This window comes from Chthonobacter albigriseus, assembly GCF_013839445.1.
GTDB classification, from domain to species: Bacteria; Pseudomonadota; Alphaproteobacteria; order Rhizobiales; family Pleomorphomonadaceae; genus Chthonobacter; species Chthonobacter albigriseus.
In genome coordinates this window covers 1,358,617-1,371,806 of record NZ_JACDIT010000001.1, presented here as the reverse complement: position 1 = coordinate 1,371,806, position 13,190 = coordinate 1,358,617, and the positions used below count along the sequence as shown (strand labels likewise).

Annotated in this window: 12 protein-coding genes; 6 read left to right on the top strand and 6 right to left on the bottom strand. The window is 67.7% G+C overall.

Annotated elements, in window-relative coordinates; all coding sequences use genetic code 11:
• The first annotated feature begins 137 nt into the window (after nt 1–137).
• Nucleotides 138–1,007, top strand: coding sequence for an RNA polymerase factor sigma-32 (locus HZ321_RS06155; RefSeq protein WP_181701206.1), 870 nt, complete (start codon nt 138–140; stop codon nt 1,005–1,007).
• An 11-nt stretch (nt 1,008–1,018) separates the two neighbouring features.
• Here HZ321_RS06155 and HZ321_RS06150 read toward each other — a convergent pair whose 3' ends face one another.
• Nucleotides 1,019–2,539, bottom strand: coding sequence for a M48 family metalloprotease (locus HZ321_RS06150; RefSeq protein ID WP_206682724.1), 1,521 nt, complete (start codon nt 2,537–2,539; stop codon nt 1,019–1,021).
• 20 nt (nt 2,540–2,559) lie between these two features.
• Nucleotides 2,560–3,135: a thermonuclease family protein gene (locus HZ321_RS06145; protein ID WP_181701204.1), complete on the bottom strand. Its 576-nt coding sequence runs from the start codon at nt 3,133–3,135 to the stop codon at nt 2,560–2,562.
• Between the two features lie 816 nt (nt 3,136–3,951).
• Here HZ321_RS06145 and HZ321_RS06140 point away from each other — a divergent pair.
• From HZ321_RS06140 to HZ321_RS06120, 5 genes are all read left to right on the top strand, one after another.
• The gene (locus HZ321_RS06140; RefSeq protein ID WP_342343811.1) at nt 3,952–4,464 is read left to right on the top strand and encodes a GNAT family N-acetyltransferase; all 513 of its coding nucleotides are present in this window, start codon (nt 3,952–3,954) and stop codon (nt 4,462–4,464) included.
• A gap of 177 nt (nt 4,465–4,641) precedes the next feature.
• Nucleotides 4,642–4,944: a hypothetical protein gene (locus HZ321_RS06135; protein WP_181701200.1), complete on the top strand. Its 303-nt coding sequence runs from the start codon at nt 4,642–4,644 to the stop codon at nt 4,942–4,944.
• 146 nt (nt 4,945–5,090) lie between these two features.
• Nucleotides 5,091–7,787 carry a bifunctional diguanylate cyclase/phosphodiesterase gene (locus HZ321_RS06130; protein ID WP_181701198.1) on the top strand — a complete coding sequence of 899 codons (2,697 nt, stop codon included), beginning with the start codon at nt 5,091–5,093 and terminating at the stop codon, nt 7,785–7,787.
• A gap of 103 nt (nt 7,788–7,890) precedes the next feature.
• Nucleotides 7,891–9,774, top strand: a complete 1,884-nt coding sequence (gene htpG, locus HZ321_RS06125) for a molecular chaperone HtpG (protein WP_181701196.1) — start codon at nt 7,891–7,893, stop codon at nt 9,772–9,774.
• A gap of 93 nt (nt 9,775–9,867) precedes the next feature.
• Nucleotides 9,868–10,470, top strand: coding sequence for a flavodoxin family protein (locus tag HZ321_RS06120; RefSeq protein WP_181701194.1), 603 nt, complete (start codon nt 9,868–9,870; stop codon nt 10,468–10,470).
• A 19-nt stretch (nt 10,471–10,489) separates the two neighbouring features.
• Here the strand turns inward: HZ321_RS06120 and HZ321_RS06115 are convergent, their stop codons facing one another.
• The 4 genes from HZ321_RS06115 to leuD form a co-directional block, all read right to left on the bottom strand.
• Nucleotides 10,490–11,266 carry a DUF1223 domain-containing protein gene (locus HZ321_RS06115; RefSeq protein ID WP_181701192.1) on the bottom strand — a complete coding sequence of 259 codons (777 nt, stop codon included), beginning with the start codon at nt 11,264–11,266 and terminating at the stop codon, nt 10,490–10,492.
• A gap of 124 nt (nt 11,267–11,390) precedes the next feature.
• Nucleotides 11,391–11,795, bottom strand: coding sequence for a RidA family protein (locus HZ321_RS06110; protein WP_181701190.1), 405 nt, complete (start codon nt 11,793–11,795; stop codon nt 11,391–11,393).
• A gap of 13 nt (nt 11,796–11,808) precedes the next feature.
• On the bottom strand, nt 11,809–12,441 hold the full coding sequence (locus HZ321_RS06105; RefSeq protein WP_181701189.1) for a LysE family translocator: 633 nt from the start codon (nt 12,439–12,441) through the stop codon (nt 11,809–11,811).
• 93 nt (nt 12,442–12,534) lie between these two features.
• Complete coding sequence (gene leuD / locus HZ321_RS06100) at nt 12,535–13,140, bottom strand: 3-isopropylmalate dehydratase small subunit (protein ID WP_181701187.1); 606 nt, start codon at nt 13,138–13,140, stop codon at nt 12,535–12,537.
• Between the last annotated feature and the right edge of the window lie 50 nt (nt 13,141–13,190).

The following is a 13,190-nucleotide window of genomic DNA, read 5'->3' as shown; positions in this document are numbered from 1 at the left end:
GACAGCTTGTCGTCCGGCGTTCCCCTGATCACGATCGCGTGCGGGTGGCCGTGCCGGCGCGGAAAAGCAAATCCGGACGCCGGCTCGTCCCGTATTCTCCCCAGAAGGAGACGGACGAGGCCCGAGGGAGCTGCCCGATGTCGAGGACACCGACTGCCAACCGCTCTTTTGTACGAGCCGCGATGAAAGCTCCCTACCTGGAACGGGAAGAGGAGCACGATCTCGCGGTGCGCTGGCGGCAAGACCGCGACCAGCAGGCGCTCCATCTGCTCACCCAGGCCCACATGCGGCTGGTGATCGCGGTCGCCGCGCGTTTCCGCAACTTCGGCCTGCCGATGCAGGACCTGATCCAGGAAGGGCACGTGGGCCTGCTGGAGGCGGCCGCCCGGTTCGAGCCGGAACGGCAGGTGCGCTTCTCCACCTACGCCACGTGGTGGATCCGGGCGTCGATCCAGGACTACATCCTTCGCAACTGGTCGATCGTGCGGGGCGGTACCTCGTCGGCGCAAAAGGCGCTGTTCTTCAATCTGCGTCGCCTGCGGGCCAAGCTGGCGCAAAGCGGGACCACGCGGTCCGACGAGGAGATGCACCGCGAGATCGCGTTGGCGATCGGCGTCTCCAGCAACGATGTCGCGCTGATGGCCGCGCGGTTGGCCGGGCCGGACACCTCGCTCAACGTGCCGGTCGGCGAGGCGGAGACGGGCGGCGGATCCGACCGGATGGACTTTCTGGTCGACAGCCAGCCGCTGCCGGACGAAGCGGTCGGCGAGTCCATCGACAGCGAGCGGCGCCTGAAGTGGTTGCGCCAGGCGATGGGCGTGCTGTCCGAGCGCGAGATGCGGATCCTGAAGGAGCGCCGGCTCAAGGAGAACGGCGCGACTCTCGAAGCGATCGGCGAACGCCTGGGCATCTCCAAGGAGCGGGTCCGCCAGATCGAGAACCGGGCGCTCGAGAAGCTCAAGATCGCGCTCATCCGCGAGCATCCGGAGATGGCCGCCTCGGTGTGACCGGGGCGGGGTCAGCCGTCCGTGACGATCTTGACCTTGGATCCGACCACCGGCTGCTGGCCTGGACCGAGCCCGTTGAAAACCCTGAAGAGATCCACGGGCCGTTCCAGCGGCGGCATGCGGCTGGCGAGCACTTCGGCAGTTTCGCCGGGGCGCACGGTCACAACGCGGATACGCATGGGCTTCAGCCCGGTCTTCTCGTCGGCCGACAGCGAGCGGAACGACCCCACCGTGTCGACGAAGGCCTGGTCGAAGGCCGGTGTCGGGGCCTTGGTGGCGAACAGGAACCGGAAAGTCTGCTCCCCGAGCCGCACCACCGCGATCCGGTAGGCGTAGCCGCGGGCGGATGCGGAGGCCACCGCGGCAGGCAGGCCGTTCAGCGAGATCGTACGGACGCTGGCGGGGTCCAGGCCGTTGATCCATCCCGACGTGAGATAGCCGACCAGGTCGCCGCCGGCCTTCACCTCGGCCCCGTCGAAGCGCATGGCGGTACCGCCACGATCGGTGGCGAGCACTGCGCGCGCGGTGTTCTCCAGCTGGAAGCCGGCCGGCACGGTGAAGCCCAGGCCCAGCTTGGCGTGCAGGAACTCGCGGCCGCGTACGTAGCCCTCCACCGGATCATCGCCGAACATCAGCCCGTCGACGCGGGCGAGATAGGCCTCCTTGTCGCGAACGCCCTCGGTCGGCCCGGCCGCCTCCGCCACCGCCGAAGCCTGAACGATGCGCTCGGGCGTGGACGGATGGGAGGACAGGAAATCGGCGCCGGCGTCATCGCGGGCAGCCGTCTTGTAGCTCGCATAGCGCTGCATGGAGGTCAGGAAGCGCGCAGCTGCGAAAGGATCATAGCCGGCGCGGACGAGGGTTGCGATGCCGACCGCGTCGGCCTGCAACTCCTGGACCTGGGAGAAGCGCGCCAGGGACATCTGCGTGGAGGCGAGCGCCATGCGGGCCACCGCCGGATCCTGGACGATGTCCTGGACGACGCGCGTCGCGACGGCGGCCGCTTCCGCGCGCTCGGCACGAGCGAAGGCATGGCGTGCGGTGACGTGCGCCATCTCGTGGGCGATCACCGCTGCGACCTCCGAGGTGTCGTTGGCCAGCGCGAGAAGGCCGCGGGTGACGTAGACGTAGCCTCCTGGCAGCGCAAAGGCGTTGATCGCGGGCGAGTTCAGGATGGTGACGCGGTAGCTGCGACCGGGCGAGTCGGAGGCGGCGACGAGCCGGCCGACGGCGCGGGCGATCGCGATCTCCGCCTCGGGATCCTCGTAGGTGCCGCCGAAGCTCGCCAGGATCTTGGGATGCTCGCGCTCGGCGATTGCGACTTCGCGCGGATCCGGCTTCGGCACCGCGGAGTCGACCGCGGGCGTCGCCATCAGCTGGTTCGCCGTAACGTTCTCGTCGGCGCTGCCCCACATGGACGCACTGCAGCCGGACAGGAACACGGCCGCGATCAGGGCCGTCACGACCCTGCCGACCCGCGCACGGCTGACCTCAGCCGATCCGCTCATCCGAATGCCCGTCTTCTCGCCCATGATGCCAGCGGTCTCCCCGCCTACTCCTTGATCACATCCAATGCCGCCTGGTCTTCCAGGCGAATGTCAGCGCCGGCCCGGACCTCGGCCCATCCGCGCACGCGTACGGTCCGGCCCTGCAGATCCGCCACCGACTTGTCGGGCGGAAAGCCGGCCAAAATTCGACCACCGATCGACACCGTCAGGTCGGACGAGAAATCCCGCCCGAAATTCAGATAGGTCGTCGTCCCCGAACTTCCCACCGAAAAAACGTCGGATTCGACAACAACGAAGTCCGGCAGGTCCACGTGCGCCGCTACATGCGTCGCCGACATCGGTCGCGCCGCCGCCCAGATGCCCCGCCGAGCGGCCCGGGCGCGGTCTTCGGCGGCCGCCAGCGCTGCGGCGCAAGGCCCGCCGGATCCGTCAAAGACGACCAGACCATCCTCCAGCAGCCTCTGCTGGATCCATGTGCCACCCGCCTCCGCCTGCCCCACACTGCGTCCGCGCCGGTCAAGCGCGGGGTCACTGGCGTGGACGCGGATCTCACCGCCGGCGTGGCGCGAAACCGCCGCATCCAGTCGGGTGCGCACCGCGGCGGGGCTCCAGGACGGCACCAGGACGCTCTCCAGGCGGACACGCGACGTCCGGCTTTCGCCGAAACGCACGTCCACCCGTGCAGCGCCTGTATCCGGAACCGCGGATCCAGCCTCTCCGACGATCCCGCTCGCAACCACCGGCCCGCCGCATGACGCGTCCGTCGCCATGGCCGGCGACGGGGCGGCCAGGCTTGCGTACAGCGCAACGCTCATCCGGAACCGTCGACGAGCCATGTGTTCTCCGGATCAGAGCGACGCTCTTTTCTGATCGGGAACCATACCACGGGCAAGCACTGATGTGCACTGCGAAGAATTGGCGAAACCCACGTCGGCCGGTCCGGCAGCGGCAGAACGCCGGCTTTCGGGGCCGAGGCAAGATCCGTTCTTGCGAAGCGGGGGCGGTCCGGTTAAACGCTTGAGCTGTTGGTTTGTCCGCGTAGCTCAGCAGGATAGAGCACAGGATTCCTTGTAATTGGGCGCTGCGCTCGGAAACGGCGCAGTGGATCCGCTCAAAGTCGGGGAAAGCTCCGCCTCTCTCGCGGCGGCTGCCGATCCCGAGCCAAGCCCTCTTCGGAGGGAAGGTGTAGAGACTGGACGGGCGGCGCCTACCGGTCCTTTCGGGGACCCACGGTGAAGGGACAGTCCAGACCACGAACGCCCCGGTCGCATCGGCCCGGGCGGCGGCGAAAGCCGAAGTGGTATGAATCCTGGGGTCGTGGGTTCGAATCCCGCCGCGGACACCAACATCGGCCTGTCCATGCCGGACACATGGGTGACGGCTCGACGCCGCAGCGGGTGCGGGCGTGCCGCCCGGCCGCAAACCTGGAGGTCCGCGTGGCCGCTTCCGTCGAAATCCGCGAAGAGGCACCCGGCGACCGGGCGGCGATCTCCAGCCTCACCACGGCCGCCTTCAAGGATGCACAGCACAAGTCGGGAACCGAGGCCCGGATTGTCGACGACCTGCGCGCGGCGGGTGCGCTGTCGCTGTCGCTCGTGGCGGTCGACAAGGCGGGCGAGATCCTCGGACACGTCGCCTTCTCGCCGGTGCTGATCGACGGCCGCGACATCGGCTGGTACGGGCTGGGGCCGCTGTCGGTCGCGCCGGCGCGGCAACGCACGGGTATCGGTTCAGCCCTCGTCGAAGCCGGCCTTTCCCGCCTCACCGCCAGGGCTGCGGCCGGGTGCGTGCTGGTCGGCGACCCCGCCTACTACAGCCGGTTCGGATTCTCCTCCGAGGGAGCGCCGACCATGGCGGGTGTCCCGTCGCAGTACGTCCTCGCGCGCCGGCTGACAGGCAGCGGGCGCGTCGAAGGGGCCGTCCGGTTCCACGAGGCGTTCGGCGTCTGACGCGGGATGCGGTCCGACTTTCCACCCAAAGAGGCCGCGGTCGACTTTCCGGGCGGCCGATCGGCGCAGGGTTAACCCCGCGCTAACCATAACGGAGGAGATTTTTAGTCGATTGCCAGCGACCCGCGAACGGACTGCACGGCAAGCCGTTTTGTTTGCATGAGCGGGGTCGAGACCATGTCCTATCTGAACCTACAGCCTGCAGTGATCCGTCTGGCGCCCGTGGTGGCCGAGATGGATCGGTCCATCGGCCGCCTGATCGAGCGGTGCATCGCCGAGGCCGTCGCCTTCGATGTCGCCCGCACCTCCTTCGCGGCAGCGATGCGGACCTATGCCGACCAGCGAACCGCCGACGATCTCAAGGCGTGGGCCCGTGCCCAGGGCTTCGAGGCAGCGGACGACGTCGACTATGCGCGCCACGCGCTGGTCGCCTACGCCCAGGCGCGAATGGCCCGGGCGTTGCGGATGATCATGTCCTGACGACCGGAGAGGGCGGAGCGTCGTTTCAGACCCGTCCGCTGAACCACCTGCTTTTTGTGATGGTCTTTTCGCTCCTATAAATTCAAGTTTAAGCATGTGCCGGCTAGATTTCTCAGACTAATGTCAAGTCCAACGCCGGTTTGCCGATGGCGCGTCCCGTTTCGTCCGTGTTTTCCTCCTTGCGCATGACGCTGTCGCGGACGAGAGGGATTGCGAACGTCCCTGCGCTCCTGGCGCTGATGGTCATCGTGCTGCTCGGGTTCTTTGCCGACTACCAGAACCGCGTTCTGTTCGAGCAGCGGCTGAGATCCGATGTGCTGCAGCAGGTCAGCCTGATCCGCGCCAAGCTGGAAGGCGAGATCAGCAGCAGCATCCAGCTTGTCCGCGGCCTGGTCGCCACGCTCGCCACCGAACCCCAGATGTCGCAGCAGCGCTTCTCCGAACTGGCGGAATCCTTGTTCGCTGAGCGTTCGCTGCTTCGCAACGTCGCCGCCGCGCCCAACCTCGTCGTGCGCCTCATCCATCCCCTGCAGGGCAATGAGAAGGCCATCGGCCTGGACTACCGGCGCTCGCCGACGCAGCGCGACGCGGCATTGCGGGCGAGGTCCAGCGGTGAACTGGTGCTGGCAGGACCAGTGGACCTGGTGCAGGGCGGGCAGGGACTGATCGGACGCTATCCGGTCTATACGCGAGAGGCCTTCGGCGGGCGCACCTTCTGGGGCATCGTTTCCGCCGTCCTGGAACTGGAGCGACTCTACCAGGCCAGCGGTCTGCGCGATCCCGACCTGCCGCTCGATATCGCGATCGTCGGCAAGGACGCGCTCGGTGCGGACGGCGTCCGCTTCTTCGGGACGGACGACATCGCCGCACGCGATCCGATCACCGCCGAGGTGGTGCTGCCGTCCGGTCGGTGGCTGATCCAGGCGGTGCCGAAAGGCGGTTGGGACGTCACGCCGGACGGCGCCTGGCTGCTGCGCTTCCTGATCGCCGTCGCCGGCGCGCTGGTGGTGGTCCCGACCTTTCTCGCCGGCCGCCTTCTGACCGAGCGGCAGGCGCATGTCAGTGAACTCCACCGCCGCGAAAGCGAGCTCGCCCGTATCTCCCGCCGCCTCAAGCTGGCGCTGGACACCTCGGAGGTGGGCGTTTGGGAGATGGACATCGTCACCGAGGATCTCGCATGGGACGACCGGATGAACGAGCTCTACGGCTATCCGACCGACGGCGGAGAACGGTGGTACGAGCACTGGTCGTCGCGGCTCCATCCCGACGACCTGGACCGCGCCTCCGCCGATTTTCGCCAAGCCTTCTCGTCCGGTTCATACCATTCCGAGTACCGCCTGTTCCTGCCGGACGGCTCGATCCGACACATCCGGGCGATCGGCTCGGTCTACGAGGAGCCCGGGCGGAATGCGCGCATCGTCGGCGTCAACTGGGATGTGACGGCGGACGTGGAACTGGCCGACACGCTCAGGCGGACACAGGCCCTCACGGAGGCGCGGAACGCCGAATTGGAAGCGGCCAAGGCGCGGATCGAATACACCTCGCTGCACGATTTCCTGACCGGGCTGCCCAACCGGCGCTATCTCGACGACCTCCTGGAGCGGGTGGCCCGGCGCTGCGCGCGCACCGGGGAGAGCGCGTCGCTGCTTCACATCGACCTCGACCGGTTCAAACAGATTAACGACACCCTCGGCCACGCCGCCGGCGACGCCATCCTGGTGGAGGCGTCGCGGCTGATGCGGGCGATCGCCCGGCCGGAGGATTTCGTCGCGCGGATCGGCGGCGACGAGTTCGTCGTGGTCTGCGTCCACGATGCCAAGCCGTCGCCTGCCCAGTCGCTTGCCGAACGGCTCGTGGAAGCGATGCGGCAGCCGTTCCGATACGAGAACAGCCTCTGCCGCACCGGCGTCAGCATCGGCATCGCCGAGGCCAAGGGCGCTGCGGTCGGCCGCAGCCGCCTGATGGTGGACGCGGACATCGCCCTCTACCGCGCCAAGAGCCTCGGCCGCGACTGCTTCGCCGTGTTCACCGAGGCGCTGCAGGCGGAGATTGTCACCTCCAAGCGGATCGCCGACGAGATCCTCGCGGGGCTGGAGGAGCACCAGTTCGTGCCCTACTACCAGATCCAGGTCGACGCCCGGACGCTCGAGCTCGCAGGTGTCGAAGCGCTCGTGCGCTGGAGGCACCCGACCGAGGGGGTGCTGTCGCCGGACCGTTTCCTGCAGATCGCCGAGGAGATCAACGCGGTCGGGGCCATCGACCGTCTCATGCTGGAAGCCGTGCTGAAGGACCGGTCGCGCTGGATCGCCGCCGGCTACACGGTGCCGCGGATCAGCGTCAACGTGTCGGCGCGCCGGCTGCACGACGACGCGCTGATCCAGCACCTGCGGTCGCTCGACATCCGTCCGGGCAGCATCGGCTTCGAACTGGTGGAGTCGATCTACCTCGACGAGAGCGACGATATCGTCACCTGGAACCTCGACCAGATCAAGGACCTCGGCATCGAGGTTGAGATCGATGATTTCGGGTCCGGCTACGCCTCGATGATCAGCCTGATGAAGCTGAAGCCGCATCGCCTGAAGATCGACAAGCAGCTGGTCCTGCCGGTGCTGCAGTCGAGCGCCCAACGCCAGCTGCTGCAATCGATCGTGGAGATCGGACGGGCGCTCGGCATCGGGGTCGTGGCGGAGGGCGTGGAGACCATGGAGCATGCCCGGCTGCTCGCCGAGATCGGCTGCGACTACCTGCAGGGCTACGCCTTCTCCAAGCCGGTGTCGGCCCGGGATCTGGTTCCGCTGCTCGCCGCTTCGGACCGCCCGCTGAAGAAGCCTGCCGGTTTCTGACGATGTTCACAAACGCTTGAATCGCGGCGTGGGCTGTCCGATATCAGCGGCGCGGGCGCTGCCGCGCCCAAGCCCCTTTGCATTCAACGAGAGCTGAACGGCCATGACCACGACCGAAGAGCCCGCCGTGCGGAGCCACGCGTTCGAGGCGGAGGTGTCCCGTCTTCTGCACCTGATGGTGCACGCGGTCTACTCCGACAAGGACATCTTCCTACGCGAGCTGATCTCCAACGCGGCGGACGCGTGCGAGAAGCTTCGCTATCTGGCGATCGCCGAACCCGCGCTTCTTTCCGGCGACGCGGAGTTCGCGATCACCGTCGCTGGCGATCCGACCGCCCGGCGGTTGACGGTGTCCGACAACGGCGTCGGCATGACCGCTGACGAGCTGAAGGACAATCTTGGCACAATCGCGCGCTCCGGCACCCGCGCCTTCCTCGACAGCCTGGAGCAGGCCAAGGCCGGGCAGCAGCTGATCGGCCAGTTCGGCGTCGGCTTCTACTCCGCCTTCATGGTGGCGGAGAAGGTCCGCGTGGTCTCGCGCAAGGCCGGAACCGACGAAGCGCACGCCTGGACCTCCGACGGAAAGGGCACCTTCACCATCGAGCCGGTGGCGCTGGAGGAGGCTCCGGCGCGGGGCACGCGGGTAGAGCTGTCGCTGCTGGAGGACGCGACTGCCTATGCCGAAGAGGACACGGTGGAGCGGATCGTGCGGGCCTATTCGGCGCACGTGCCGGTTCCGATCCGCTGGGTAGGGACGGACGGCGACGAGACGCGCCAGCTCGCCGACGGCTCGGCGCTCTGGGTGAAGCCCAAGGCGTCGGTGACCGCGGAGGAATACAAGGAGTTCTACGGCACGCTCGGCGGGGTGTTCGGCGACCCGGCCGTCACGCTGCACTACCGGGCGGAAGGGCGGCACGAGTATTCCGTGCTCCTCTTCGTGCCGGACATGAAGCCGTTCGACCTGTTCGATCCCGCCCGCAAGGGCCGTGTGAAGCTCTACGTCCGCCGGGTGTTCATCACAGACGAGGCGGAGATTCTGCCGGCCTGGCTGCGCTTCGTGCGCGGCGTCATCGATTCGGAAGACCTGCCGCTCAACATCTCGCGCGAGATGCTGCAGAAGAACCCGGTGCTCGGGTCCATCGGCAAGGGCGTCACCAGCCGGGTGGTCACCGAACTCGCCAAACTGGCCGAAGGCGACGCGGAAGCGTTCGGCAAGGTCTGGGACGCGTTCGGCGCGGTCATCAAGGAAGGTCTCTACGAGGCCCCCGACCGGCGCGACGAGCTGTTCAAGATCGCCCGCTTCCGGACCTCCACCTCGGGGGACGGCTGGCGCACGCTCGCCGAGGTCGCCAAGGACCTCAGGGAGAACCAGACGGCACTCTACTACGCACTGGGAGAGAGCCGCGAGCAGGTGCTCGCCTCGCCGCACCTTGAAGGCTATCGGGCGCGCGGCATCGAGGTGCTGCTCCTGACCGATCCGGTGGACGCGTTCTGGGTGCAGACCGCGCTCGGCTACGACGGCAAGCCGTTCAAGTCGGTGACGCAGGGTGCCGCCGACCTCGACGCCGTGCCGCTCACCGAGGCGCCTGCCCACGACGGAGCCGCCGCGGGCGACGTCGTCGTGCTCGCCGCGCAGCTGAAGGAGGCGCTGGAGGGCAAGGTGTCGGACGTCCGGGCCTCGGCGCGCCTCGCCACCAGTCCCGTCTGCCTCGTCGCATCGGACTTCGGGCTCGACAAGCTGACGGAAAAGCTCCTGTCCCGCCACGAGGGCCGCCGTTCCGGCGCGGCGCCGATCCTGGAGATCAACCCGCGGCATCCGCTCGTCAAGGCGCTCGCCGCCACGGCGACGGCCGGCGGCGCGGACCGGGTTCGCGAGGCGGCGCTGCTGCTGCACGGACAGGCGAAGATCCTCGACGGCGAGGCGCCGGACGATCCCGCGGCTTTCGCCAACGCGGTCGCGAGCCTGATGGAGAAGGCGCTCGGCTGACGGGGTCTTCACGTTCGGGAGAGCGGTGCAACGGTCCGGGCGATCCGCGGGTTGCGGGTGCGGGGGCTCGTCCACCACTCTCCCGGAGCACCCATGTCGCTTTCCGTCACCGCGCTCAACTGCACCCTGAAATCTTCCGGTCCGTCCTCGACGGATCGTCTCCTCGATCTCGTCATGGACGCCTTAGCCGCGGAGCAGGCGACCGGTTCCCGCTTCCGTGTCGCCGCCGAGGCGGTGAAGCCGGGCGTCAGTTCGGACGAAGGGGACGGCGACGGCTGGCCGCGGATCCGCCAGTCGATCGTCGCCTCCGACATCCTCCTGATCGGCACGCCGATCTGGATGGGACAGCCGGCGAGCGTGTCCAAGCTGGTGCTGGAGAGGCTGGACGCCTTCCTCGGCGAGACCGACCAGAACAACCGGACGCCGGGCTACGGCAAGGTCGCGGCGGTGGTCGTCGTCGGCAACGAGGACGGGGCACACCACGTCTCGGCCGAGCTCTTCCAGGCGCTCGCCGACGTTGGCTTCAGCATCCCGGCCGGTGGACCGGCCTACTGGGTGGGCGAGGCGATGGGCTCCACCGACTTCAAAGATCTTCCCGCCGTGCCGGACAAGGTGTCGGCCACCGTGCGGATGCTCGCGCGCAACACGGCCCACCTCGCGCGGCTTCTGAAGGCATCGCCCTATCCGGGGTATTGATGAGGGTCGCGCGCCGCCGTCAACTGCCGCTGAGGTCGATCTTGGTCGCGCCGAGGATGGCGCCAGGCTTGCGGTCGCGCTTGGACTGGAGGATCACCGCGCAGCCGGCGGTGTCCTCCTGGACGATGTCGGCGAGCGGCAGTTCGACCGTCATCGCCTGACCGTCCCACATGCCGAGCACCTGCCAGCGCTCCACCACGTTGGTGTAGGTCACCTTGCGTCCGGAGTTCTCGCCTTGGCCGATCTCGACGCTTTCCGGCGCGCGATAGGCGGCGATCCAGACGGCGGAGACCCCCTGCGCGGGTGGGGTGCCCGCCGGGATCTCGACGATGATCCGGTCGCCGGCCACACGGGCCTTGACGTCGACCGTCAACCCGCCGCCGCTCGCCTTCAGGCTGGCGATCGTCTTGCGGATCTTGTCGCCGTCGGAGCCCACCACGTCCGCCTGACCGTTGATCACGGCCTGGGGCGTATAGACCGCGCTGTCGCCGCGGGCGGCGGCGTACTGGCGCTGACGCTTGGAGAACTCGGGTCGGGCGAAGGTATCCTTCCAGCCAAGATAGTCCCAGTAGTCGACGGCGAAGGTGAGGGCGAGGACCTTTGGATCGCGGGCGAGTTCGGCCATCGTGCTGTCGGCCGGCGGGCAGGACGAGCAGCCCTGGCTGGTGAAGAGTTCGACGACCGCCTCGGTCTCGCCGGCAAGGGCGACGGGGCCGGAGAAGACCAGGGCGGCGCAGCATAGGGACACGGCCCTTGTGCAGGTCGTCACGGTCCTCGGCAGGTCCTCGATCATCATCCCTTGTCCATGGCGTTCCACGAGCCCCGATCTCGTGCGTTTCGGTCGTCCATGCATACGGGAAAAGATCAATGACGCGCCACTCACATGTCGTTGAGACTGCCGATGGCGGGGGGTGCGCCGGTCATGCCTCGTCGAAGGCGGAGATCGGGCGTCGCTTGGCGGTCACCTCGATCTCGATCTTCATCTCCGGCTTGACCAGGCCGCAGACGACCATGGTCGCGGCGGGCCGGATATCGGCGAAATAGCTGCCGACGATGGGGAAGACGGTGTCCATCATATCCGCGTCGGTGATGTAGTAGACGACCCGCACCACGTCGGAGATGTCGAAGCCGCCCTCGGCGAGCGCCTTGCGGATGGTGTTCATGGCGTTGCGGGTCTGGTCCGACACACTGTCCGGCATCTTCATGGCGGCGTAGTCGTAGCCGGTGGTGCCGGAGACCCAGCACCAGTCGCCGTCGATCACCGCGCGGGAATAGCCGGCGACTTTTTCGAAAGGGGAGCCGGTGGAGATCAGGTGACGAGCCATGAAAGGGTTTTCCTCAGGTTGAGCCGAGCGCCGGCCGGCGGGCGAAGGCGAGCATCACGCCGGCCATCACCAGGGCGCCGCCGGACAGCCGGTTGACCAGTGTGAGGCCGCGGGGGCTTTTCGTGAAGCGGCCGATACGGGCGCCGGCGAAAGCGTAGACGGCGACGGCGATCACCTCCAGCACCAGCGCAACGCCGCCAAGCAGCAGGATCTGCCCGAAGGCGGGGCTGGCTGGGTCGACGAAGGGGGCGAAGAAGGCGGTGAAGACCAGCATGGCCTTCGGATTGGTGATGGCGGTCAGGAACTCGCGCCGCACGAGCACGGCGCGGGGCACGGTTCCGTCCTCCACCTTCAGGTCGGCGGCGCCGGACATCATCATGCGAATGCCGAGGTAGAGGAGATAGACCGCGCCGACGAGCTTCAGCACGGTGAAGAGCTCGGCGGAGGCGGCGAGAATGGTGCCGAGGCCGACGGCGGCGCCGAGGACGAAGGAGCCGAAGGCGGGAAAGCGGCCTGAGGAGGCCAGCATCGCGGTGCCGAATCCGTAACGCGCACCGTGCGTCATGGCGAGCAGGTTGTTCGGCCCCGGATAGAGCGTCAGGGCGAAGGCGGCGGGCAGGAAGATCGCCCATGTTTCCAGGGTCATCGCAGGGTTCCGCGGACGCTTCGGCTTCTCAGGGATGGCCCCCGCAGGAGCAGAGGGCAGGGCCGACGGGGCGACGCACGGCCGCCCGCAAATTCAGGCCCAGGGGCGCTCGGTGCCCAGCTTCTGCTCGAAGCCGGCGATCGCCGGGGCCTTTTCCATGGTGAGGCCGATGTCGTCGAGGCCGTTCAGCAGGCAGTGCTTCTTGAACGGGTCGATCTCGAAATGAATGGTGCCGCCGTCCGGACCCTTGATGGTCTGGCTTTCCAGGTCCACCGTCAGCGTAGCGTTGGCGCCGCGCTCGGCGTCCTCCATCAGCAGCTTCAGCTCTTCAGGCTTCACCACGATCGGCAGGATGCCGTTCTTGAAGCTGTTGTTGTAGAAGATGTCGGCGAAGGACGTGGAGATCACGCAGCGGATGCCGAAGTCGAGCAGGGCCCAAGGGGCGTGCTCGCGCGAGGAACCGCAGCCGAAGTTGTCGCCGGCCACCAGCACCTGCGCGTTGCGATAGGCCGGCTTGTTGAGCACGAAGTCCGGGTTTTCCGAGCCGTCGTCGTTGTAGCGCATCTCGGAGAAGAGCCCGACGCCGAGGCCGGTGCGCTTGATGGTCTTCAGGTACTGCTTGGGGATGATCATGTCGGTGTCGATGTTGATGATCGGCAGCGGAGCCGCGACACCGGTGAGCGTGGTGAACTTCTGCATGGCAATCCCCAAGGTCGTCCGACGGCGCCTGTCGAGCGGCACCGAAATCC

What these genes read in the sequence shown, in the direction of transcription:
- HZ321_RS06155 (WP_181701206.1), top strand. Translation starts at nt 138, where the DNA reads ATGTCGAGGACACCGACTGCCAACCGCTCTTTTGTACGAGCCGCGATG.
- HZ321_RS06150 (WP_206682724.1), bottom strand. Translation starts at nt 2,539, where the DNA reads ATGGGCGAGAAGACGGGCATTCGGATGAGCGGATCGGCTGAGGTCAGC.
- HZ321_RS06135 (WP_181701200.1), top strand. Translation starts at nt 4,642, where the DNA reads ATGTCCTATCTGAACCTACAGCCTGCAGTGATCCGTCTGGCGCCCGTG.
- HZ321_RS06130 (WP_181701198.1), top strand. Translation starts at nt 5,091, where the DNA reads ATGGCGCGTCCCGTTTCGTCCGTGTTTTCCTCCTTGCGCATGACGCTG.
- htpG (WP_181701196.1), top strand. Translation starts at nt 7,891, where the DNA reads ATGACCACGACCGAAGAGCCCGCCGTGCGGAGCCACGCGTTCGAGGCG.
- HZ321_RS06120 (WP_181701194.1), top strand. Translation starts at nt 9,868, where the DNA reads ATGTCGCTTTCCGTCACCGCGCTCAACTGCACCCTGAAATCTTCCGGT.
- HZ321_RS06115 (WP_181701192.1), bottom strand. Translation starts at nt 11,266, where the DNA reads ATGATGATCGAGGACCTGCCGAGGACCGTGACGACCTGCACAAGGGCC.
- HZ321_RS06110 (WP_181701190.1), bottom strand. Translation starts at nt 11,795, where the DNA reads ATGGCTCGTCACCTGATCTCCACCGGCTCCCCTTTCGAAAAAGTCGCC.
- HZ321_RS06105 (WP_181701189.1), bottom strand. Translation starts at nt 12,441, where the DNA reads ATGACCCTGGAAACATGGGCGATCTTCCTGCCCGCCGCCTTCGCCCTG.
- leuD (WP_181701187.1), bottom strand. Translation starts at nt 13,140, where the DNA reads ATGCAGAAGTTCACCACGCTCACCGGTGTCGCGGCTCCGCTGCCGATC.